The organism is Bradyrhizobium sp. 191, from assembly GCF_023100985.1.
Classification (GTDB): Bacteria; Pseudomonadota; Alphaproteobacteria; order Rhizobiales; family Xanthobacteraceae; genus Bradyrhizobium; species Bradyrhizobium diversitatis.
The window spans coordinates 397,097-416,286 of record NZ_CP064692.1 but is presented as its reverse complement, the minus strand read 5'-3'; the positions used below and the strand labels follow the sequence as shown (position 1 = coordinate 416,286).

General features: G+C 65.3%; 10 protein-coding genes. 9 read left to right on the top strand and 1 reads right to left on the bottom strand.

Going from position 1 to position 19,190, the window contains the following annotated elements:
- The first annotated feature begins 11 nt into the window (after positions 1 to 11).
- From IVB23_RS01850 to IVB23_RS01830, 5 genes are all read left to right on the top strand, one after another.
- Positions 12 to 1,217: an ABC transporter permease subunit gene (locus IVB23_RS01850; protein WP_247802330.1), complete on the top strand. Its 1,206-nt coding sequence runs from the start codon at positions 12 to 14 to the stop codon at positions 1,215 to 1,217.
- On the top strand, positions 1,214 to 2,734 hold the full coding sequence (locus tag IVB23_RS01845) for an amino acid ABC transporter permease (RefSeq protein ID WP_247802329.1): 1,521 nt from the start codon (positions 1,214 to 1,216) through the stop codon (positions 2,732 to 2,734). The genes IVB23_RS01850 and IVB23_RS01845 overlap by 4 nt, the downstream gene beginning before the upstream one ends.
- A gap of 11 nt (positions 2,735 to 2,745) precedes the next feature.
- The gene (locus IVB23_RS01840; protein ID WP_131868609.1) at positions 2,746 to 3,483 is read left to right on the top strand and encodes an amino acid ABC transporter ATP-binding protein; all 738 of its coding nucleotides are present in this window, start codon (positions 2,746 to 2,748) and stop codon (positions 3,481 to 3,483) included.
- A 101-nt stretch (positions 3,484 to 3,584) separates the two neighbouring features.
- Positions 3,585 to 5,825, top strand: a complete 2,241-nt coding sequence (locus IVB23_RS01835) for a tetratricopeptide repeat protein (RefSeq protein ID WP_247802328.1) — start codon at positions 3,585 to 3,587, stop codon at positions 5,823 to 5,825.
- A 123-nt stretch (positions 5,826 to 5,948) separates the two neighbouring features.
- Positions 5,949 to 8,192 carry a tetratricopeptide repeat protein gene (locus tag IVB23_RS01830; RefSeq protein WP_247802327.1) on the top strand — a complete coding sequence of 748 codons (2,244 nt, stop codon included), beginning with the start codon at positions 5,949 to 5,951 and terminating at the stop codon, positions 8,190 to 8,192.
- A 61-nt stretch (positions 8,193 to 8,253) separates the two neighbouring features.
- Here IVB23_RS01830 and IVB23_RS01825 read toward each other — a convergent pair whose 3' ends face one another.
- On the bottom strand, positions 8,254 to 9,288 hold the full coding sequence (locus IVB23_RS01825) for a cysteine synthase A (protein ID WP_247802326.1): 1,035 nt from the start codon (positions 9,286 to 9,288) through the stop codon (positions 8,254 to 8,256).
- Positions 9,289 to 10,046: 758 nt separating this feature from the next.
- Between IVB23_RS01825 and IVB23_RS01820 the strand changes: the two genes are divergently transcribed.
- Genes IVB23_RS01820 through IVB23_RS01805 form a run of 4 tightly spaced genes read left to right on the top strand, consistent with a single transcriptional unit; the run spans position 10,047 to position 19,181 of the window.
- A complete protein-coding gene (locus IVB23_RS01820) occupies positions 10,047 to 11,498 on the top strand; it encodes an efflux transporter outer membrane subunit (RefSeq protein WP_247802325.1) in 1,452 nt (483 codons plus the stop codon).
- Positions 11,488 to 12,891, top strand: coding sequence for an efflux RND transporter periplasmic adaptor subunit (locus IVB23_RS01815; RefSeq protein WP_247802324.1), 1,404 nt, complete (start codon positions 11,488 to 11,490; stop codon positions 12,889 to 12,891). Before IVB23_RS01820 ends, IVB23_RS01815 begins: the two co-directional genes overlap by 11 nt.
- Before the next feature lie 36 nt (positions 12,892 to 12,927).
- The gene (locus IVB23_RS01810) at positions 12,928 to 16,077 is read left to right on the top strand and encodes an efflux RND transporter permease subunit (protein WP_247802323.1); all 3,150 of its coding nucleotides are present in this window, start codon (positions 12,928 to 12,930) and stop codon (positions 16,075 to 16,077) included.
- The gene (locus IVB23_RS01805; protein ID WP_247802322.1) at positions 16,077 to 19,181 is read left to right on the top strand and encodes an efflux RND transporter permease subunit; all 3,105 of its coding nucleotides are present in this window, start codon (positions 16,077 to 16,079) and stop codon (positions 19,179 to 19,181) included. The genes IVB23_RS01810 and IVB23_RS01805 overlap by 1 nt, the downstream gene beginning before the upstream one ends.
- Positions 19,182 to 19,190 lie beyond the last annotated feature (9 nt).

Here is a 19,190-nt window from a genome sequence, read left to right as displayed (position 1 = left end):
CCGGCAACGGCATGAGCACCGAGGCCCGAAAACCGCCGGCCCAGATTGCGCTGAAGATCCGGCGCATCCTGGGCGGCAAGGCAGGCTGGAACGGCGTTGCCGTCCAGTTCGCCTTCGCGGCGATCCTGGGCTGGATCGGCTATGAAATCGTCTCCAATGCCCGCGCCAACCTCGAGAACCAGCACATCGCCGCCGGCTTCGGCTTCCTCAGGAACAATGCCGGCTTCGACGTCAACCAGACCCTGATCCCCTATACCGGCTCGGACACGTTCCTGCGCGTGTTCGTCGTCGGGTTGCTGAACACGCTCGTCGTCTCGGTGGTGGGCATCGTCTTCGCCACCGTGATCGGCTTCATCGTCGCGCTGTGCCGGCTGTCGCCCAATTGGCTGCTGTCGCGCGTCGGCGAGATCTATGTCGAGGTCATCCGCAACCTGCCGGTGCTGTTCCAGATCCTGTTCTGGTACCTCGCGGTGCTCGCGGCCCTGCCCAATCCGCGGCAGAGCATTTCCCTGTTCGGCATCGCGTTCATCAGCAATCGAGGCCTCGTCGTTCCCAGCCCGATCGGTCAGAGCGGTCTCGTGCCGTTCCTGGCGATGCTGGTGTTCGGCATCGTGGCGTCACTGGCCCTGCGCTTCCATGCGCGGCGTGCGCTGTTCCAGGAAGGGCGCATGATCCGGATCTGGCCCTATGTGCTGGGCCTGCTGTTCGGGCTGCCAGTCGCGACCATGCTGGTGTTCGGCTTGCCCTTCACCTTCGAGCTGCCGCAGCTCAAGGGCTTCAACTTCGCGGGCGGCTCGCGGATCATCCCGGAATTCGTGGCGCTGACGGTGGCGCTGTCGTCCTATACCGCCGCCTTCATCGCCGAGATCGTGCGCGCCGGCATCCTGTCCGTTCACAAGGGACAGATGGAGGCGGGAGCCTCGCTCGGTCTCAGCCGAGGCGCCACGCTCCGCCTGATCGTCGTGCCGCAGGCCATGCGCGTCATCGTGCCGCCGCTGACCAACCAGTACCTCAATCTCACCAAGAACTCGTCGCTGGCGGTCGCGATCGGCTATCCCGACCTGGTGTCGGTGTTCGCCGGCACGTCGCTGAGCCAGACCGGGCAGGCGATCGAGATCATCGCGATGACGATGGGCATCTATCTCCTGATCTCGCTGCTCACCAGCGCCGTCATGAGCGTCTACGGTTGGCGCGTCAGCCGGAGCCTCGGCGCATGACCGATATCAGCTCAAGCAGCTTCGTCCGCCAGGACCTGCTCGCCGAGCGGCCCGCGCCGATCAAGACCACGGGCTTCATCGGCCTGGTGCGTACGCGCCTGTTCAACTCGCCGACCAATATCCTGCTCACGATCGTGGGCGCCTTGCTGCTCTGGTTCACCGTCATTCCCTCCGTCAGGTTCCTGATAGTCGATGCGGTCTGGAGCGGCCAGGACCGCACCGCGTGCCTCGCCGAGAACGCCGGCTTTGCTGTCGGTGCCTGCTGGCCCTACATCCAGGCGAAACTGCCGCAGCTCATCTACGGCTTCTATCCCGAGGCGGAGCGCTGGCGGGTCGACCTCACGATGTTGCTCGCGGTCGTGCTGCTGCTTCCGCTGCTCGTTCCGCGGCTGCCGGCGAAGGGTCTGAACGCGGGCCTGTTCTTCGTTGCCTTTCCGGTGGTCGCATTCTTCCTGCTGCACGGCGGCGGCATCAAGGGCTTCGGCCTGAGCTGGACGGCCGGCCTGCTGCAACTGTTCGACGAGAGCATCATCGGTGCCGGGCAGGCGCTCCTCAGTCTCAGCAAGACGTCCGCCATCGCACCGTTGCTGTGGGTTGTCGGAAGCCTCATCGTGCTGGTCGGCACGGCGATCTCCTGGCTGATCTTTCCGCTCACCTGGCTGCGCGACTATGTCCAGGTGATGGGGCAGCCGGTCTGGGCCGATTTCGGCATCACTGCCGCGATTGTCAGCCTGATCGCGTTCTTTCTTGCTGGCGGCATTCGCACCGGCGGGCGGGCTCTGGCATCCAGCATCGCCACCTTCATTGCCATCGCAATGGTCATCAAGCTGATGGGCCTGGACCGCGGCGGATTGCCGATCGTGACGACCAACCTATGGGGCGGCCTCCTGGTGACATTGGTGGTCTCCGTCACTGGCATCGTCACCTCGCTGCCGATCGGCATCGCGCTGGCACTCGGCCGCCGCTCCACCATTCCCTTGATCCGGATCTTCTCGATCGCCTTCATCGAGTTCTGGCGCGGCGTGCCGCTGATCACCGTGCTGTTCTTCGCCACCTACATGCTGCCCCTGTTCCTGCCCGGCAATTTCACCGTCGACGGCCTGGTCCGGGCGCTGATCGGCATCGCGCTGTTCACCGGCGCCTACCAGGCCGAGAACGTCCGCGGCGGCCTCGCTGCGATCCCGCGCGGGCAGGGCGAGGCGGCCGCCGCCCTCGGACTGTCGTGGTGGAAGACGACCTCGCTGATCGTGCTCCCGCAGGCGCTGCGTCACGTCATTCCGAACCTCGTCAACAGCTTCATCTCGCTGTTCAAGGACACCTCGCTGGTTTCGATCGTGGCACTGTTCGATCTCCTGGGCTCGCTTCGCGCCTCGTTCTCGGATCCGAAATGGTCGACGCCGTCGACCGCATTCACCGGCTTCGCCTTCGCCGGGATCATCTACTTCATCTTCTGCTTTGGAATGTCGCGCTACTCGCTGTTCGTCGAGCGCCGCCTCAACGCCCATCGCCGCAGCTGATCGAGGCCACCATGTCCGATCCCATCGTCAAGATTTCCGGCCTCAACAAATGGTACGGCGAATTCCATGTCCTGCGGGACATCGACCTAGCGGTCGCGAAGGGCGAGCGCATCGTGATCTGCGGGCCCTCGGGCTCCGGCAAGTCGACCTTGATCCGCTGCATCAATGCGCTGGAGGAATTCCAGGAGGGCGAGATCGTCGTCGACGGCATCGAGCTCGGTCCCAACCTCAAGCATGTCGATGCCGTGCGCCGCGAAGTCGGCATGGTGTTCCAGAGCTTCAATCTGTTCCCGCATCTGACCGTGCTCGACAATTGCACGCTGGCGCCGATCTGGGTCCGCAACATCCCCAAGAAGGACGCCGAGGCGACCGCGATGAAATTCCTGGAGCGTGTCAAGATCCCGCACCAGGCCAACAAGTTTCCGGGGCAGATGTCCGGCGGCCAGCAGCAGCGCGTCGCGATCGCCCGCGCGCTGACCATGAACCCGAAGGTGATGCTGTTCGACGAGCCGACCTCGGCGCTCGACCCCGAGATGGTCAAGGAGGTCCTCGACACCATGGTCGACCTCGCCGAGGAGGGCATGACCATGCTGGTCGTCACCCACGAGATGGGCTTTGCCCGCGAAGTGGCCAACCGCGTCGTGTTCATGGACGCCGGCCAGATCATCGAGGCCAACACGCCGAGAGAATTCTTCGCCGCCCCACGGCATGCCCGCACCAAACTGTTCCTGAGCCAGATCCTGCGGTGAGCCCCCGCAACCCGGCGGCCTCGCCGGTCTGACCGCCGCCGCAAGCTTGGCACCATGCGAATCAGCTCGTCTCTTTTCGGACCATCCTCCGGAGAGAAACCTTGCAGAGCAGTCTCGGCGCGCGCGCATACCAGAATGCGCGATTGCAGAAGAAGTTGAGGAAGCAGGCGGACGCCGTCATGTCCTTCGCGGTCGAGGCGCTCGGGCAGGGCAGACCTGCCGAGGCCGAGGAACTCTGCCGCGAGATTTTGAAAGAGGTTCCGGATCATTTCCACGCCACGCACCTGCTCGGCCTGCGCGCGTTCGACGGTGGCCGGCTCGATGAGGCGGAATTCCTGCTCGAGCGCGCGATTGCGCTCGACCCGCGTTCACCCGACGCCCATGGCAATCTCGGTGCCGTGTACTTCGCTCTCCAGAAATTTCAGGCCGCCCGCGCGTGCCAGGAGAAGGCGATTGCGCTGAAGCCGAATTGTCCGATCACCCTGACCAATCTCGGCAATACGCTGCTGCACATCGGTCTCGGCGAAGAGGCGATCGGACTGCACGACCGCGCGATCAGGCTGAAGCCGGACTATGCGGATGCATTTTGCAACCGCGGCATGGCGGAGCTGATGACCGGCAAATTCGAGCGCGCCAAAGAAAGCTTCGATCGCGCCCTATCGCTTCAGCCGCGCCACGCCGAGGCAATCGCCGGCAGGGGCATGGTGAGCCTCGAACTCAGGCACTTCAACGAGGCTGCCGCCGCGTTCGACGCAGCGCTCGCGATCAAGCCAGGGTCACCCAGGATTCTGCTGCAGCGCGGACGGCTCAATCTGAGCCTGTCCCGGCTGGAGCAGGCGGCAGCGGACCTCGATGCGGCGCTGACGCAATCGCCACGGCTCGAGGTCGCGCTGTGCTGGAGGGCGCAAATCGACATCCTCGTGGGGAGCACGGCGCAAGCGATGGCGGGCGTCAAGACGCTGCTCGAGGTCAATCCGCGCTCGGAGATGGGATTGGCGCTTCTTGCGGCTTGCCACGTGAACCAGGGAGACATCGCGACGGCGCTCGCGCATCTCGACGCGGCGCTGGAGATCGCGCCGGACTTTCCGGAGGCGATCGGATACAGGATTTTCGTGCTGGATTATCTGCCGCAAGCCGATTTCGTAGCCCAGCAGGCGGCCCGAAAGTACTGGTGGGATGCGATCGGCGCCAAATTGCCGAGAAGAATGCTTGCGCCGCGCAAGCTCGATCCGGACAGGCGGATCGTCATCGGCTATGTCGCGTCCGAATTCAGGCGCCACTCGGCAGCGTATTCGCTGTTGCCGGTGCTGCGCCATCATGATCACGCCAGGTTCAAGATCGTCTGCTATTCCTGCTGGCCGTTGCAGGATGAGATGACCGAACAGTTCAAGCCTTTGGCGGACGTCTGGGTCGATGCCGCGCAGCTTTCGGACGACGAACTGGCTAATCGTATCCAGGCCGATGGGATCGATATCCTGATCGACGTATCAGGACATACGACCGGCAGCCGGCTCCATGTCTTCGCGCGCAAGCCGGCCCCGATCCAGGTCACGGGCTTCGGACATGCCACCGGGACCGGCCTTCAGACCATGGACTATGTGCTCGCGGATCCGGTCTTCATTCCGCCATCCGCGCGCCATCTGCTGGCTGAGAAGGTTCACGATCTGCCGTGCCTGATCACGATCGATCCCATCCTGGATGCGCCGCCTTCTGAGCTCCCCATGCTCCGCAACGGCCATGTGACCTTCGGCGTGTTCAACCGCATCTTCAAGATCTCGGACGAGGCCATCGGTGTGTGGTCGAAGGTGATGCGCACGGTGACCCGATCGAAGATCATCATCAAGAACGGATTGCTGGACGATCCTATGCTGCGCGACCGCCTGATTGCGCGGTTCGTGGAGCAGGGCATCGCCGAGGACAACGTCGTCTGCATGGGCTCGACCGCGCGCGCCGAGCATCTGCAGGCCTTCGCGAAGGTCGACATCTCGCTGGATACCTTTCCGCAAAACGGCGGCATCAGCACCTGGGAATCGCTCTATGCCGGCGTTCCCGTCGTCGCCAAGCTCGGGAGCGGCGCCTCGTCGCGCGCCGGCGGGTCGATCGTCGCGGCCGTCGGTCTTGGAGACTGGGTCGCCGAGGATGACGACGGCTACGCCGCGATCGCATGCAAATATGCGGCGCAGCCAGCTCATCTGGCGAAACTGCGCGCAGAACTGCCGGCCCGGATCGCGGCCTCGCCCGCCGGCAACGTCGAGATCTACACGCGCGAGGTCGAGGCGGGGTATCGCCAGTTCTGGCGCCACTATTGCGCCGCGGCCTCGGAGGGCGGGGACCTAGCGTAGGCCGGGGGCCAGATCTCGCCCTGAGCACCGGGAAACCCCGGGGCCTCGCCGCTTCAGCCGACCGGGCGGCCTTGACGACGAATCAGCTAGACTCTCCGTGCGGCCATCCTTCGGAGAGCAACCTTGCAGAGCAGCGGCGCCGGCGCGCGCGCATTCCAGAACGCGCGATTGCAGAAGAAACTGATGAAGCAGGCGGACGCCGTCATCTCCGCCGCAGCGAGCGCCTATGGCCAGGGCCGGTACGCGGAGACCGAGGCGCTTTGCCGTGAGATCCTGAAGGCGCTTCCGGATCATTTCGATGCCACGCATTTGCTAGGCCTGTGCGCCCATGACGGCCGTCGCCTGGCGGAGGCGCAAGAGCTGCTCGAGCGTGCGATTGGGCTCGATCCGCGTTCGCACGAAGCCCACAGCAACCTCGCGACCGTCTACTTCGACCTGAAGAAATTCGAGGATGCGCGCAGGTGCCAAGAGAGGGCGATCGCGCTGAAGCCGAACTTCCCGCTCGCGCTGACCAATCTCGGCAATACCCTGCTGCACATGAAGCTCGCTGAGCAGGCCATCGAACTGCACGATCGCGCCATCAAGCTGAAGCCGGACTATGCCGATGCGTTCTGCAATCGGGGCATGGCCGAACTGATGATGGGTCAGTTGGATCGCGCCAGGGAGAGTTTCGACCGCGCTCTGTTGTTTCAGCCGCGTCACGCCGAAGCGATCGCCGGCAAGGGGATGCTGAGCGTCGAGCTCCGGCACTTCGACGAGGCCGAAGCCGCGCTCGCGGCGGGACTGGCGATCAAGCCCAATTCGGCGAGGATGCTGGCCCAGCGCGGACGGCTCAACTTCGATCTGTCGCGGCTGCCGCAGGCCGCCGCAGACTTCGATGCCGCGCTGGCGCAATCGCCCACGCTCGAGCTGGCGCTGCGCGGGAAGGCGCAAGTCAACATTCTCCTGGGGAATACGGCGAAGGCGATTTCGGCCGTCAAGACTCTGCTCGAGGAAAATCCGCGCTCCGAGATCGGCATGGCACTGCTGGCGTCGTGTCATGCGAGCCAGGGAGACATCGCGACGGCGCTTGAGCATCTGGACAAGGCGCTGGAACTCAGGCCGGACTATGCGGACGCCATCGAGCGCAAGATTTTCCTGCTGGACTATCTTTCCGAGGCTGGTTTTGCGGTCCAGCAGGCGGCGCGAAAGTCCTGGTGGGACGCGGTCGGTGCCAATTTGCCGCGAAGGACGCTCGCGCCACGGGAGCTCGATCCGGACAGGCGGATCGTGGTCGGATATGTCGCGTCCGAATTCAGGAACCACTCGGCCGCGCTCACTTTGTTGCCGGTGCTGCGCCATCATGATCACGCCAGGTTCGAGATCATCTGCTATTCCTGCTTTCCGTTGCCGGATGAGATGACCGAACGCTTCAAGCCTTTGGCGGACGTCTGGGTCGACGCCGGACAGCTCTCGGACGACGAGCTGGCCGATCGAATTCAGGCCGACAAGGTCGATGTGCTGATCGACGTATCAGGCCACACGACCGGCAACAGGCTCCATGTGTTTGCCCGGAAGCCCGCGCCCGTCCAGGTCACGGGTTTCGGACATGCCACCGGGACCGGCCTTCAGACCATGGACTACGTGCTCGCCGATCCGGTCTTCATTCCGCAATCGGCGCGCCATCTGTTGGCCGAGAAGGTTCACGATCTGCCGTGCCTGATCACGATCGAGCCCGTGCTGGACGTGCCGATGTCGGAGCTGCCCATGCTCCGCAACGGCCATGTGACCTTCGGCGTGTTCAACCGCATCTACAAGATCTCGGACGAAGCCATCCTTGTGTGGTCGAAGGTGATGCGCGAGGTGCCCGGATCGAAGATCATCATCAAGCACGGGCTGCTTGACGACCCCTTGCTGCGCGACAGCCTGGTGGCGCGGTTCGTGGCGCACGGCATCGCCGCTGAGAATATCACCTGCATGGGCTCCACCTCGCGCCACGAGCATCTGCTGGCCTTCGCGAAGGTGGACATCTCGCTGGATACCTTCCCGCAAAACGGCGGCATCAGTACTTGGGAATCGCTCTATGCCGGCGTTCCCGTCGTCGCCAAGCTCGGCAATGGCGCCTCGTCGCGCGCCGGAGGGTCGATCGTCGCGGCCGTCGGTCTGGAGGACTGGGTCGCTGAGGACGACGAAGGCTACGCCGCGATCGCATGCAAATATGCGGCGCAGTCCGCCCATCTGGCGAAGCTGCGCGCGGAACTGCCGGCCCGGATCGCAGCTTCGCCCGCCGGCAACGTCGAGATCTACACGCGCAAGGTCGAGGCGGGCTATCGGCAGTTCTGGCGCGACTATTGTGCCGCAGCCGCGGAACGCGGCGAGGTCGCATAAGTGGACCGAACCGGGGGCGCCTTGCGGACGCACGTCGGCGACGTGCGCCTTTCTGCGACGATCACACGAAGGGCGGCTTGATATTGCTGCGCTTCTCCAGCCACTCCGGCACCGGCAGGTTCTTGGCCCGCATGAAGTCCGCGTTGAACAGCTTGGACAGATAGCGGCTGCCGGAATCGCACAGCACGGTGACGATCGTCTTGCCGGGCCCGAGCTGCTTGGCAAGGCGGATCGCGCCGACCACGTTGATGCCTGTGGAACCGCCGAGGCACAGGCCTTCGTGCTGCAGCAGTTCGTAGATCGCGCTGACGGCTTCGGCATCGGGAATGAGATGGGTATCGTCGACCTTGGCTGTCTCGACGATCGCAGTGGAGCGGTTGAGGCCGATGCCCTCGGTGATCGAGCCGCCGGGCGTCGCCTTGGCCTCACCGGTCCTGAAATATTCGTACATGCCGGCGCCGTGCGGATCGGCGCAGGCGATGCGGACGTTCTTGCTCTTTTCTTTCAGGTAACGGCTGACGCCGGCCAGCGTGCCGCCGCTGCCGACCGAGCAGACGAAGCCGTCGACCTTGCCGCCGGTCTGCTCCCAGATCTCGGGGCCGGTGGATTCGTAATGCGCCTTGGCATTGTCGAGGTTGTTCCATTGATCGGCAAACAGTACGCCGTTTGGCTCGGTCTTGCGCAGCTCGTCGGCGAGCCGCCGGCCGACATGCTGGTAGTTGTTGGGATTGGCATAGGGCAGGGCCGGCACCTCGATCAGCTCGGCGCCGCACAGCTTCAAGAAATCCTTCTTTTCCTGGCTCTGCGTCTCCGGGATCACGATCAGGGTGCGGTAGCCGCGCGCGCTCGCCACGACCGCGAGCCCGATGCCGGTATTGCCGGCGGTTGCCTCCACCACGAGACCCCCGGGCTTGAGCTCGCCGCGCTTCTCAGCCTCCATGATCATCCATTTGCCGGCGCGGTCCTTGACCGACTGGCCCGGATTCATGAACTCGGCCTTGCCGAGAATGGTGCATCCGGTCAGTTCCGAGGCGCGCTTCAGCTTGATCAGCGGGGTGTTGCCGATGGCTTCGACAACGTCGTTTCGAATGGTCATGTCGGGGGAAATCACTGGCAAGGGGTTGATCAGCTTTGGCCAGAACCTAGTGCCTGGGAGGCCAAAGGGGAAGGCTTTTGCGCTGCGGCGAACCGGACCGAAACGCCCGCCCAAACAGTGATATTCCGAGCGGCGAGACCGGCGGTGATGCGCTCGGCCGCGAGGCGGGATACCGGTAGGAGGAAATCACTGAATGCCGTCGGGGGACGAAACGATAGCGCGCGTCATGAGCGGTCTTGCGATCAATTTTTTCCAGGGACGAGACAGGTCGAAATCGAGGAGCGTGGGCAGCGCGTGGAAAGCCGAGAAGTGTCGGCGCGATGGAGGGAATCGCTTTCGGCAAATTGACGGTCTTGTGATGTGCTTGGAAGGCACGACTGGGCCGAAGCTGCGTGGTGTGCAGTCAAATTGAAGCTTAGCAGCCGGTGTGGCAGCAATATCACATGAAATCTTGGTAAGCTTGATCGCGTTTCGCGACGTCACGTAGTGAGAGAAGTCTCTGCGAGACAGGCGCTTTTTGCATTCCTGTCAGTTTCGCGCCCGCTCGCTGGCACGGGTATCTCGCAACTGCGACACTGTCCCCCTGTTCCGTGCCCGGCTAGTATGAAGCTCGAGGTTCCGCAGAAAGCATCGCCTGTGAACGAGTTGCCGAAAGCCCCCCCACCGTCCTGCTGCGAATCGGCTAATCCCGCGGCGGGGTGGCGGCTCGATCTGCCCGGCGGGGGGTGGATGTGACACAACATGTTCCGGCGATCGCCATGTGGCGATCATTGCGCTCCGCGGCCTGGACGCGTCGTGCGGCGCGCTGGCTTGCGGTGCTGAGCCTCTCCACCGGTTCAGGCGCTTGCGTGCTGACGCAGGATCTGCCCGACCCCGCGCTCGATGTTCCCGCGCAATACAAATATGCCGGGAAAGGGGATGTGCCGCCGTCACTGGATTGGTGGCGCGGCTTCCGCTCAGCGGAGCTGACGCAGCTGATGGTGGAGGCGCAGACCGTCAACCTCGACATCGCCGCTGCCGTTTCGCGCATCGTCCAGGCCGATGCCCAGGCGCGGCAGGCGGGCGCGGCGCTGCTGCCGAGCCTGTCGACAGCCGGCTCGGAAACCTATTCGCGCACCTCGGGTTCGAGCGCTTCCGGTCTGTCCATCGGCGGGCGCGAGGTCGTCAATTATTCGGCCTCGCTCAGCGCGAGCTATCAGCTCGACTTCTGGGGCCAGAACCGCGACGCGCTGCAGACGGCGGAGGAGACCGCGAACGCCAATCGTTTCGATCGCGACACGGTCGCGCTGACGACGCTCGCCGCCGTCGCCAACGCCTATTTCCAGGTGCTTGCCTCGCAGGACCGCATCAGGACCTCACAGCGCAACATCGCGAGCGCGCAGCGCATCCTCGATGCGGTCCGGGAGCGCCGCAGGGCCGGCACCGGCACCGATCTCGACGTCGCCCAGCAGGAGAGCGTGCTGGCGAACCAGAAAGCCCTGGTGCCGCCGCTGCGCCAGACGTTGGACCAGAACGTCAACGCGCTCGCCGTGCTGGTCTCGCGCCCGCCGGAGAGCGTGCGCGTGCTCGGCGGCTCGCTGGACCGGATCACGATCCCACGCGTGACGCCCGGCCTGCCGTCGGAGCTGCTGACGCAGCGGCCGGACATCCGCCGGCAGGAGGCGCAGCTCGCCTCCGCCACCGCGAACATCGGCAATGCCCGCGCGCAGTTCTTTCCGACCATCCAGCTCACCGGCAATGGCGGCTACCAGAGCTCGGCGCTGGTCTCGCTGTTCCAGCCGCACGCGGCCTTCTTCCAGCTCGTTGGCAGCGCCACGCAGCCGATCTTCGACGGCGGCCGGATCCTCGGCAATTTCGAGTTTGCCAAGGCACGCCAGGACGAGCTGCTCCAGACCTACCGCAAGACCATCGTCCAGGCCTTTGCCGACGTCGACAATGCGCTGTTCTCGATCAGGCAGACCACGATCCGGCTGCAGTTGCAGCGCGACGTCGTGGCCGCCTCGCGCCGCGCCTTCGACCTGTCGGAGCAGCAATTGCGCGCCGGCACCGCCGACATCGTGACGGTGCTCAACACCCAGCTGACCCTGTTCCAGGCGGAAGACGTGCTGTCGCAGGCGCAACTCGCACGGCTTCTCGCCATCGTCAGCCTGTACCAGGCGCTCGGCGGTGGTTGGGAGCCGCGAATGGAGAAACCGGTCAATGCTCTTTAAGCCGGATACGAAGCAGGGCGCGGAAGAGGGGACGGCGAAAAAATCGCGCGGCCGCGGCTTCGTCATGACCCTGGTCACGCTCGCGATCCTGGGCGGCCTTGGCTATCTCGGCTGGATCGTCACGCATCAGCAACAGGCCAACAACCGCAACCAGCGTCCCGATCTGCCGGTGCCCGTGCTGGCGGCGAGCCCGCGCATCCAGGACGTGCCGGTCTATCTCGACGGCGTCGGGGCGATCCGCGCGCTCAACACCGTGACCGTGCGCTCGCAGGTCGACGGCAAGCTGATCGCCGTCAACTTCACGGAGGGCCAGGACGTCAAGAAGGGCGACGTGCTCGGCGAGATCGATCCGGCGATCTATCAGGCGCAGTACGACCAGGCGGTGGCCAAGAAGGCGCAGGACGAGGCCCAGCTCGCCAATCAGCGCATCGATCTCGCCCGCTACGAGCAGCTCGCCGCCTCCAATGCCGGCTCCAAGCAGCAGGCCGATACCCAGCGCGCGCTGGTGGCGCAGACCGAGGCGCTGGTGAAGGCCGACCAGGCCGCGATCGACAACGCGGCCGCGACGCTGAGCTACACCAAGATCGTGGCGCCGATCTCGGGCCGGGCCGGCCTGCGCCAGGTCGACCAGGGCAACATCGTCCATGCCTCCGACACCACGGGTCTCGTGGTGATCACGCAATTGCAGCCGATCGCGGTGTGGTTCAGCCTGCCGCAGCAGCAGATCATGCGCGTCAACGCGGCCGCGGCAAAGGGCACGCTCGCCGTCGATGTGTTCGGAAATGACGGCATTACCGTGATCGACACCGGCAAGCTCACCGGCATCGACAACCAGGTCGACCAGACCACCGGCACGCTCAAGCTCAAGGCGGAATTTCCGAACGCCCATTACCAGCTTTGGCCTGGCCAGTTCGTCAATGTCCGCCTCAAGGTCGAGACCTTGACGCAGGCGCTGGTGGTGCCGACCTCTGCGGTGCAGCGCGGTCCGATCGGGACCTTCAGCTACGTCATCGGCGAGGACAACATCGTCTCGGCCAAGCCCGTGACGGTGACCCAGCAGAACGAGCATGACGCCGTCATCGCCGGCGGCCTCTCGCCGAACGACAAGGTCGTCACCACGGGCTTTGCCAATCTGTCCGATGGCTCCAAGGTGATCGTGGGCCGCGACGACCAGACCCCGTCGGCCGATCTCGCGCCGCGGAAGCGCTCGCGCGGGCCGGACGCCCAGAAGAAGGAGGGTGCCAAAGAAGGCCCGAAGGACGGCCAGAAGGATTCGCAAGGCAAGGAGGGCGAATTCCGCGCCAAGCGGAAGAGCAGCGAAGGCGACCAGAAGGGACAGACCGGGCCGGCACCGGGGCCGGGAGCATCGGGAAGTGGAGCGAAGCAGCCATGATCCCGACAACAGCCGCCTGAGCGGCAGGCAGATCCCATGGGTGTCTCCGAACCCTTCATCAGACGGCCGATAGCGACCTCGCTGCTCGGCATCGCGCTCCTGATCGGCGGGCTGCTGGGCTATTTCGCGCTGCCGGTCTCGGCGCTGCCGCAGGTCGATTTCCCGACCGTGCAGGTGACGACGCAGCTTCCGGGCGCCAGCCCCGACGTGATCGCCTCGCTGATCACCGCGCCGCTGGAGCGGCAGCTCGGCCAGATCCCGTCGCTGTCGGCGATGAACTCGACCAGCTCGTTCGGCGTCAGCCAGATCTCGCTCCAGTTTGACCTCAACCGCGATATCGACGGCGCGACCCAGGACGTGCAGGCCGCCATCAATGCCGCGGCCGGCGTGCTGCCCAAGACGCTGCCTTATCCGCCGACCTACGCCAAGGTGAACCCAGCGGACGCGCCGGTGATGACGCTGGCGCTGCGCTCCGACACGATCTCGTTGCGCGTGATGAGCGACATCGCCGACACCATTCTGGCGCAGCGCTTGAGTCAGATTTCCGGCGTCGGACGGGTCTCGGTCCTCGGCGGGCTGAAGCCGGCCGTGCGCATCCAGGCCGATCTCGCGCGTCTTGCGGCCTACGGCATCGCCATGGAAGATCTGCGTACTGCGATCGCCAATGCCAATGTCTCGGGGCCGAAAGGCTCGCTCGACGGCGCGCAGCAATCCTACATCATCGCAGCCAACGACCAGATCGCCGCCGCCGACGCCTACAGGCCGGTCATCATCGCCTATCGCAACGGCTCGCCCGTCACCATCGGCGACGTCGCCCAGATCGTCGACGGCCTCGAGAACGACCGCACCGGCGGCTGGTACCAGGGCACGCCGGCCGTCATCATCGACATCCAGCGCCAGCCCGGCGCCAACGTCATCGACGTCGTCAGCCAGATCCGCACGGAAATCCCGAAAGTGCAGCGCGCGATCCCGGCCGGCGTCAACCTCACCATCGTCTCCGACCGCACCGTCACCATCCGCGCCTCGGTGCGCGACGTGCAGTTTACGTTGATCCTTGCCGTCGTGCTGGTGACGCTGGTGGTGTTGCTGTTCCTGCGCTCGCTGCGCGCCACGCTGATTGCCGGCGTCGCGCTGCCGCTGTCGCTGATCACGAGCTTCGGCATCATGTATTTTGCCGGCTTCAGCCTCGACAATCTTTCGCTGATGGCGCTCACGATCGGCACCGGCTTCGTCGTCGACGACGCCATCGTCATGATCGAGAACATCGTCCGCCACATGGAGAACGGTGACAGCGCAATGGAGGCTTCGCTGAAGGGCGCCAGCGAGATCGGCTTCACCGTGATCTCGCTGACGGTGTCGCTGATCGCGGTCTTCATTCCGCTGCTGTTCATGTCGGGTCTCGTCGGGCGCATGTTCCGGGAATTCGCGCTGACCTTGACGATCGCGGTCGTGACGTCGGCTGTGGTCTCGCTGACGCTGACGCCGATGATGTGCTCGCGCCTGCTCAAGCACGCCCATGAGGAGCTGGCGGTGCCAGGCTTGGCCGCGATCAGCCGCTTCATCGATCGCACGGTCGATGGCTATCACAGATCGCTTTTGTGGGTCCTGGAACGCCAGCGGGCCACGCTGGTCGTAACCTTCGCCACGCTGATTGCGACCCTCGTGCTCTATGTCGTCGCGCCAAAGGGGTTCCTCCCGCTGCAGGACACCGCCTCGATCACGGCGGTGACGGAGGCCGGGCCCGACGTGTCGTTTGCGGAGATGAAGAGACGGCAGGCCGAGGCGGCCGACGCCATCAGGGCCGACCCCGACGTGGTCGGCGTGGTCTCGGTGATCGGCGCGGGCTCGGTCAACCCGACCACCAATGTCGGCCGGCTCGTCATGAGCCTGAAGCCGCGCGGCGAGCGGCGTGACGACATCACGGGCGTCGTGGCCCGGCTGAAGGAGCGGGTATCAGGCATCCCCGGCATGACCATCTATTTCCAGCCGGTGCAGGACGTGCAGATCTCGACCCAGTCGAGCCGCTCGCAATACCAGTACACACTGACCGGCACCGATGCGACGCTGGTCTCGGAATGGGCGCGCAAGCTGGTTGCGGAGATGCGGCGCGATCCGTTGTTCCGGGACGTCTCCTCCGAGGCGCAGGAAGGCGGCCTGCGGGCCCAGCTCGATGTCGACCGTACCCGCGCCGGCCAGCTCGGCGTCAGCCTTCAGGCCATCACCGACACGCTCAACGACGCCTTCGCCCAGCGGCAGATCTCGACCATTTACGGGCAGGCCAACCAGTACCGCGTGGTGCTGGAGGCGCTGCCGATGTACCAGCGTGATCCCTCGATCCTGTCAAAGCTCTATCTGCCCGGCGCCGCCAGCACCACCGTCGGCGCGCCCAACGCGCAGGTGCCGCTGTCGGCCGTGGCGACGCTGAAGCGGACAACGGCGCCGCTCGCGATCTCGCACCAGGCGCAGTTCCCGTCCGTGTCGCTCAGCTTCAACCTCGCGCCGGGCGCGGCGCTCGGCGATGCCGTCGAGGCGGTGAAGACCATCGAGACCCGTATCGGCATGCCCAACAGCATCGTCGGCGTCTATGCCGGCGATGCCGCCGAATTCGCCAAGGCGCTCGCCGGACAGCCCTGGCTGCTGCTTGCTGCCGTGATCACCATCTACATCGTGCTGGGCGTGCTCTATGAGAGCTACATCCATCCGATCACGATCCTCTCGACACTGCCCTCGGCCGGCGTCGGTGCGATCCTGGCGCTGATGCTGTGCGGTCAGGATCTCTCGGTGATCGGCCTGATCGGCATCATCCTCCTGATGGGCATCGTCAAGAAGAACGCGATCATGATGATCGACTTCGCGCTGGAGGCCGAGCGCCGGCAGGGCATGTCGCCGAACGAGGCGATCGTGCAGGCGTGTCTCTTGCGCTTTCGTCCCATCATGATGACGACGCTGGCGGCGCTGTTCGGCGCGCTGCCGCTCGCGATCGAGAGCGGCACCGGCGCCGAGCTGCGCTTCCCGCTCGGCGTCTCCATCATCGGCGGCCTGCTGCTGAGCCAGCTCCTGACGCTCTACACCACCCCCGTGATCTATCTCGCGCTCGACCGCATCAACCGCCGCCTCGAGCAGGCGCTGCCGCCCGCCGAATCCGGCGGACCGCCGGTCGCCGGCGCGACCGAGGGGATGCAGTGATGGCGTCGATCTCGGAGCCCTTCATCCGCCGGCCGGTCGCGACCACGCTGCTGTCGATTGGGTTGTTCCTGCTGGGTGTCGTCGCCTACCATTTCCTTCCCGTCGCCTCGGTCCCGAACGTCGATTTCCCTGCCATTTTCGTCTCGGCCAGCCGGCCCGGCGCCGATCCGTCCGTGATGGCGGCCACGGTGGCTTCGCCACTGGAGCGGCGGCTGGGCGAGATCGCCGGCATCAACCAGATCACCTCGACCTCGACCCTCGGCACGACCAGCATCCAGCTCCAGTTCGACATCGGCCGCAACATCGACAAGGCGGCACGCGACGTGCAGGCGGCGATCAATGCCGCGATGGTCGACCTGCCGAGCGACCTGCCGACGCTGCCCCGCTTCCGCAAGGCGAACACGGCCGGCGCGCCGGTTTTCGTGCTGGCGCTGACCTCGAAGACGCTGTCGGCAAGCGCGATCTACGACGTCGCCGATACCGTGCTGGCGCAGCGCATCTCGCAGGTGCCGGGCGTCGGTGACGTCACCGTGTCCGGTGCCGACCAGCCGGCCGTGCGGGTGCAGCTCAACCCCGTGGCGCTGTCGAACGCCGGTATCGCCACCGACGACGTCCGGACCGCGATCATCAACGCCAACCCGCTCGGTCCGGTCGGCATTTTCGAAGGCGAACGCCAGAGCGAGACGCTGGCACTCAATCGGCAGATGCGCACCGCGAAAGAGTTCCGCGACATCATCATCAAGAGCTCCAACGGCAATTTCGTGCGGCTCTCGGACGTCGCCGACATCGAGGATTCCGTCCGCAACGCCCGCTCGATCGCCTGGTTCAACAAGCAGCCGGCGGTGCTGATCCAGATCACCAAGCAGGGCGATGCCAACGTCATCGACACCGTCGACAGGGTGAAGGCGCTGATCCCGGCGCTGAAGCAGTGGATACCGGCCGGCGTCGAGGTCTCCACTTTGGTCGACCGCACCGGCACGATCCGCGCCAGCGTGCTGGACATGCAGTGGACCCTGCTGGCGACCGCGTTCCTGGTGATGGCCGTGGTGTTCGTGTTCCTGCGACGGCTGACCCCGACGATCGCGGCCGGCATCTCGGTGCCGCTGGCGCTGGCCGGCACCTGCGCCGGCATGTGGGTCGCGGGCTTCTCGATTGACAATCTGTCGCTGATGGCGCTGGCGATTTCCGTCGGCTTCGTGGTCGACGACGCCATCGTCATGATCGAGAACATGTACCGCAACCTCGAGCATGGCATGCGGCCGTTCCGGGCGGCGCAAGAGGGCGCGAAGCAGATCGGCTTCACGGTGGTCTCGATCAGCCTGTCGCTGATCGCGGCGTTCACGCCGCTGATCTTCATGGACGGCATCGTCGGCCGGCTGCTGCGCGAGTTCTCGCTGACGCTGACCTTCGCCATCCTGGTCTCGACGCTGGTGTCGCTCACGGTCACGCCGATGATCTGCGCCCATTACATCCGGCAGACCACGTCAGGCACCGCGACCCTGTTCGACCGCGTCGTCGAAGGCTCGCTGTCGCGCCTCGTCGCCTTCTACGCCCGCACCTTGCGCACCGTGCTGGAGTTCCCGCTGCTGACGCTGCTGGTGTTCTTCGCCACCATCGCGCTCACGGTGACGCTCTACATCAAGGTCCCCAAGGGATATTTCCCGACGGACGATTCCGGTTTCATCATCGGCGCGACGCGCGCCTCGGCCGACATCTCGTTCCAGTCGATGCTCGGCCTGCAGCAGCGGCTGGCCGACATCGTGATGAAGGATCCGGCCGTGGCCGGCATCGGCTCGTCCGTCGGCGCTGGAGGCGGACCGGGGGGAGCGACCTCAAACCGCGGCATCATGTACATCAGCCTGAAGCCGCCTGAGGAGCGCGACCACGTCTCGACGCAGGTCGTGATCGACCGCCTCAGGCGGGCGCTATACCCCGTCCCCGGCATCCGGCTCTTCATGTTCGCCGCCCAGGACGTGCGCGCCGGCGGACGACAGAGCGATTCCGATTACCAGTACACGCTGACCAGCACCGATCTCGGCCTGTTGCAGAAATGGGCGCCGATCGTGGCCAAACGCATGGAGAGCGTGGAGGGCATCACCGACATCTCCAGCGATCGCGACCCCGGCGGGCTTCAGCTCACGCTTTCCATCGACCGCCAGAAAGCCTCGGCGCTCGGCGTCAGGGTCCAGGACATCGACAATGCGCTCAACAATGCATTCGCGCAGCGGCAGATCTCGATCATCTATACCCAGCGCAACCAATACATGATCGTGCTGGAGATCGACCCGAAATTCCAGGTCGATCCCTCCAACCTCGACCGCATCTATGTCGCCGGCGCGGGCGACGCCCAGGTGCCGCTCTCGGCCGTGGTGCATGCGACGCGCGGGCTCGCCGCGCTGGCGGTCTATCACTCGCAGTCGTTCCCTTCGACCACGGTATCGTTCAACCTGCTGCCGGACGTGCCGCTGCAGACCGCGACGCAGAACATCCAGCGCGCGGTCGAGGAATTGCACATGCCAGAGGGCATTCGCGGCAGCTTCGACGGCAATGCCGGAGACTTTGCCAGGACCAGCGGCCGTCAGCCGCTCCTGATCCTCGGCGCGCTGGTCGCGATGTATATCGTGCTGGGGGTGCTCTACGAGAGCCTTGCCCATCCGCTCACGATCATCTCGACACTGCCCTCGGCCGGGCTCGGCGCACTGCTCGCCCTGCAGATCACCAACACGCCGCTGACGGTGATCGCCTTCGTCGGCATCATCCTGCTCATCGGCATCGTCAAGAAGAACGGCATCATGATGGTCGACTTCGCGCTCGACGCCGAACGCCGGCGCGGCCTGTCCTCGGCAGAAGCGATCTTCGAGGCCTGCCAGGCGCGCTTCCGCCCGATCCTGATGACGACCATGGCGGCGCTGTTCGCCGGCATTCCGCTCGTAGTGGCGACCGGTCCCGGCACGGAGCTGCGCCGCCCGCTCGGCATCACCATCATCGGCGGCCTGTTCGTCTCGCAGATCCTGACGCTCTACACCACGCCCGTGATCTATCTTCTGATCGACCGCCTGCGGCGCCGTTCCGAGCCGCGTCCGCTGGCTGTACCGGCGGAATAGGTTGTTGAA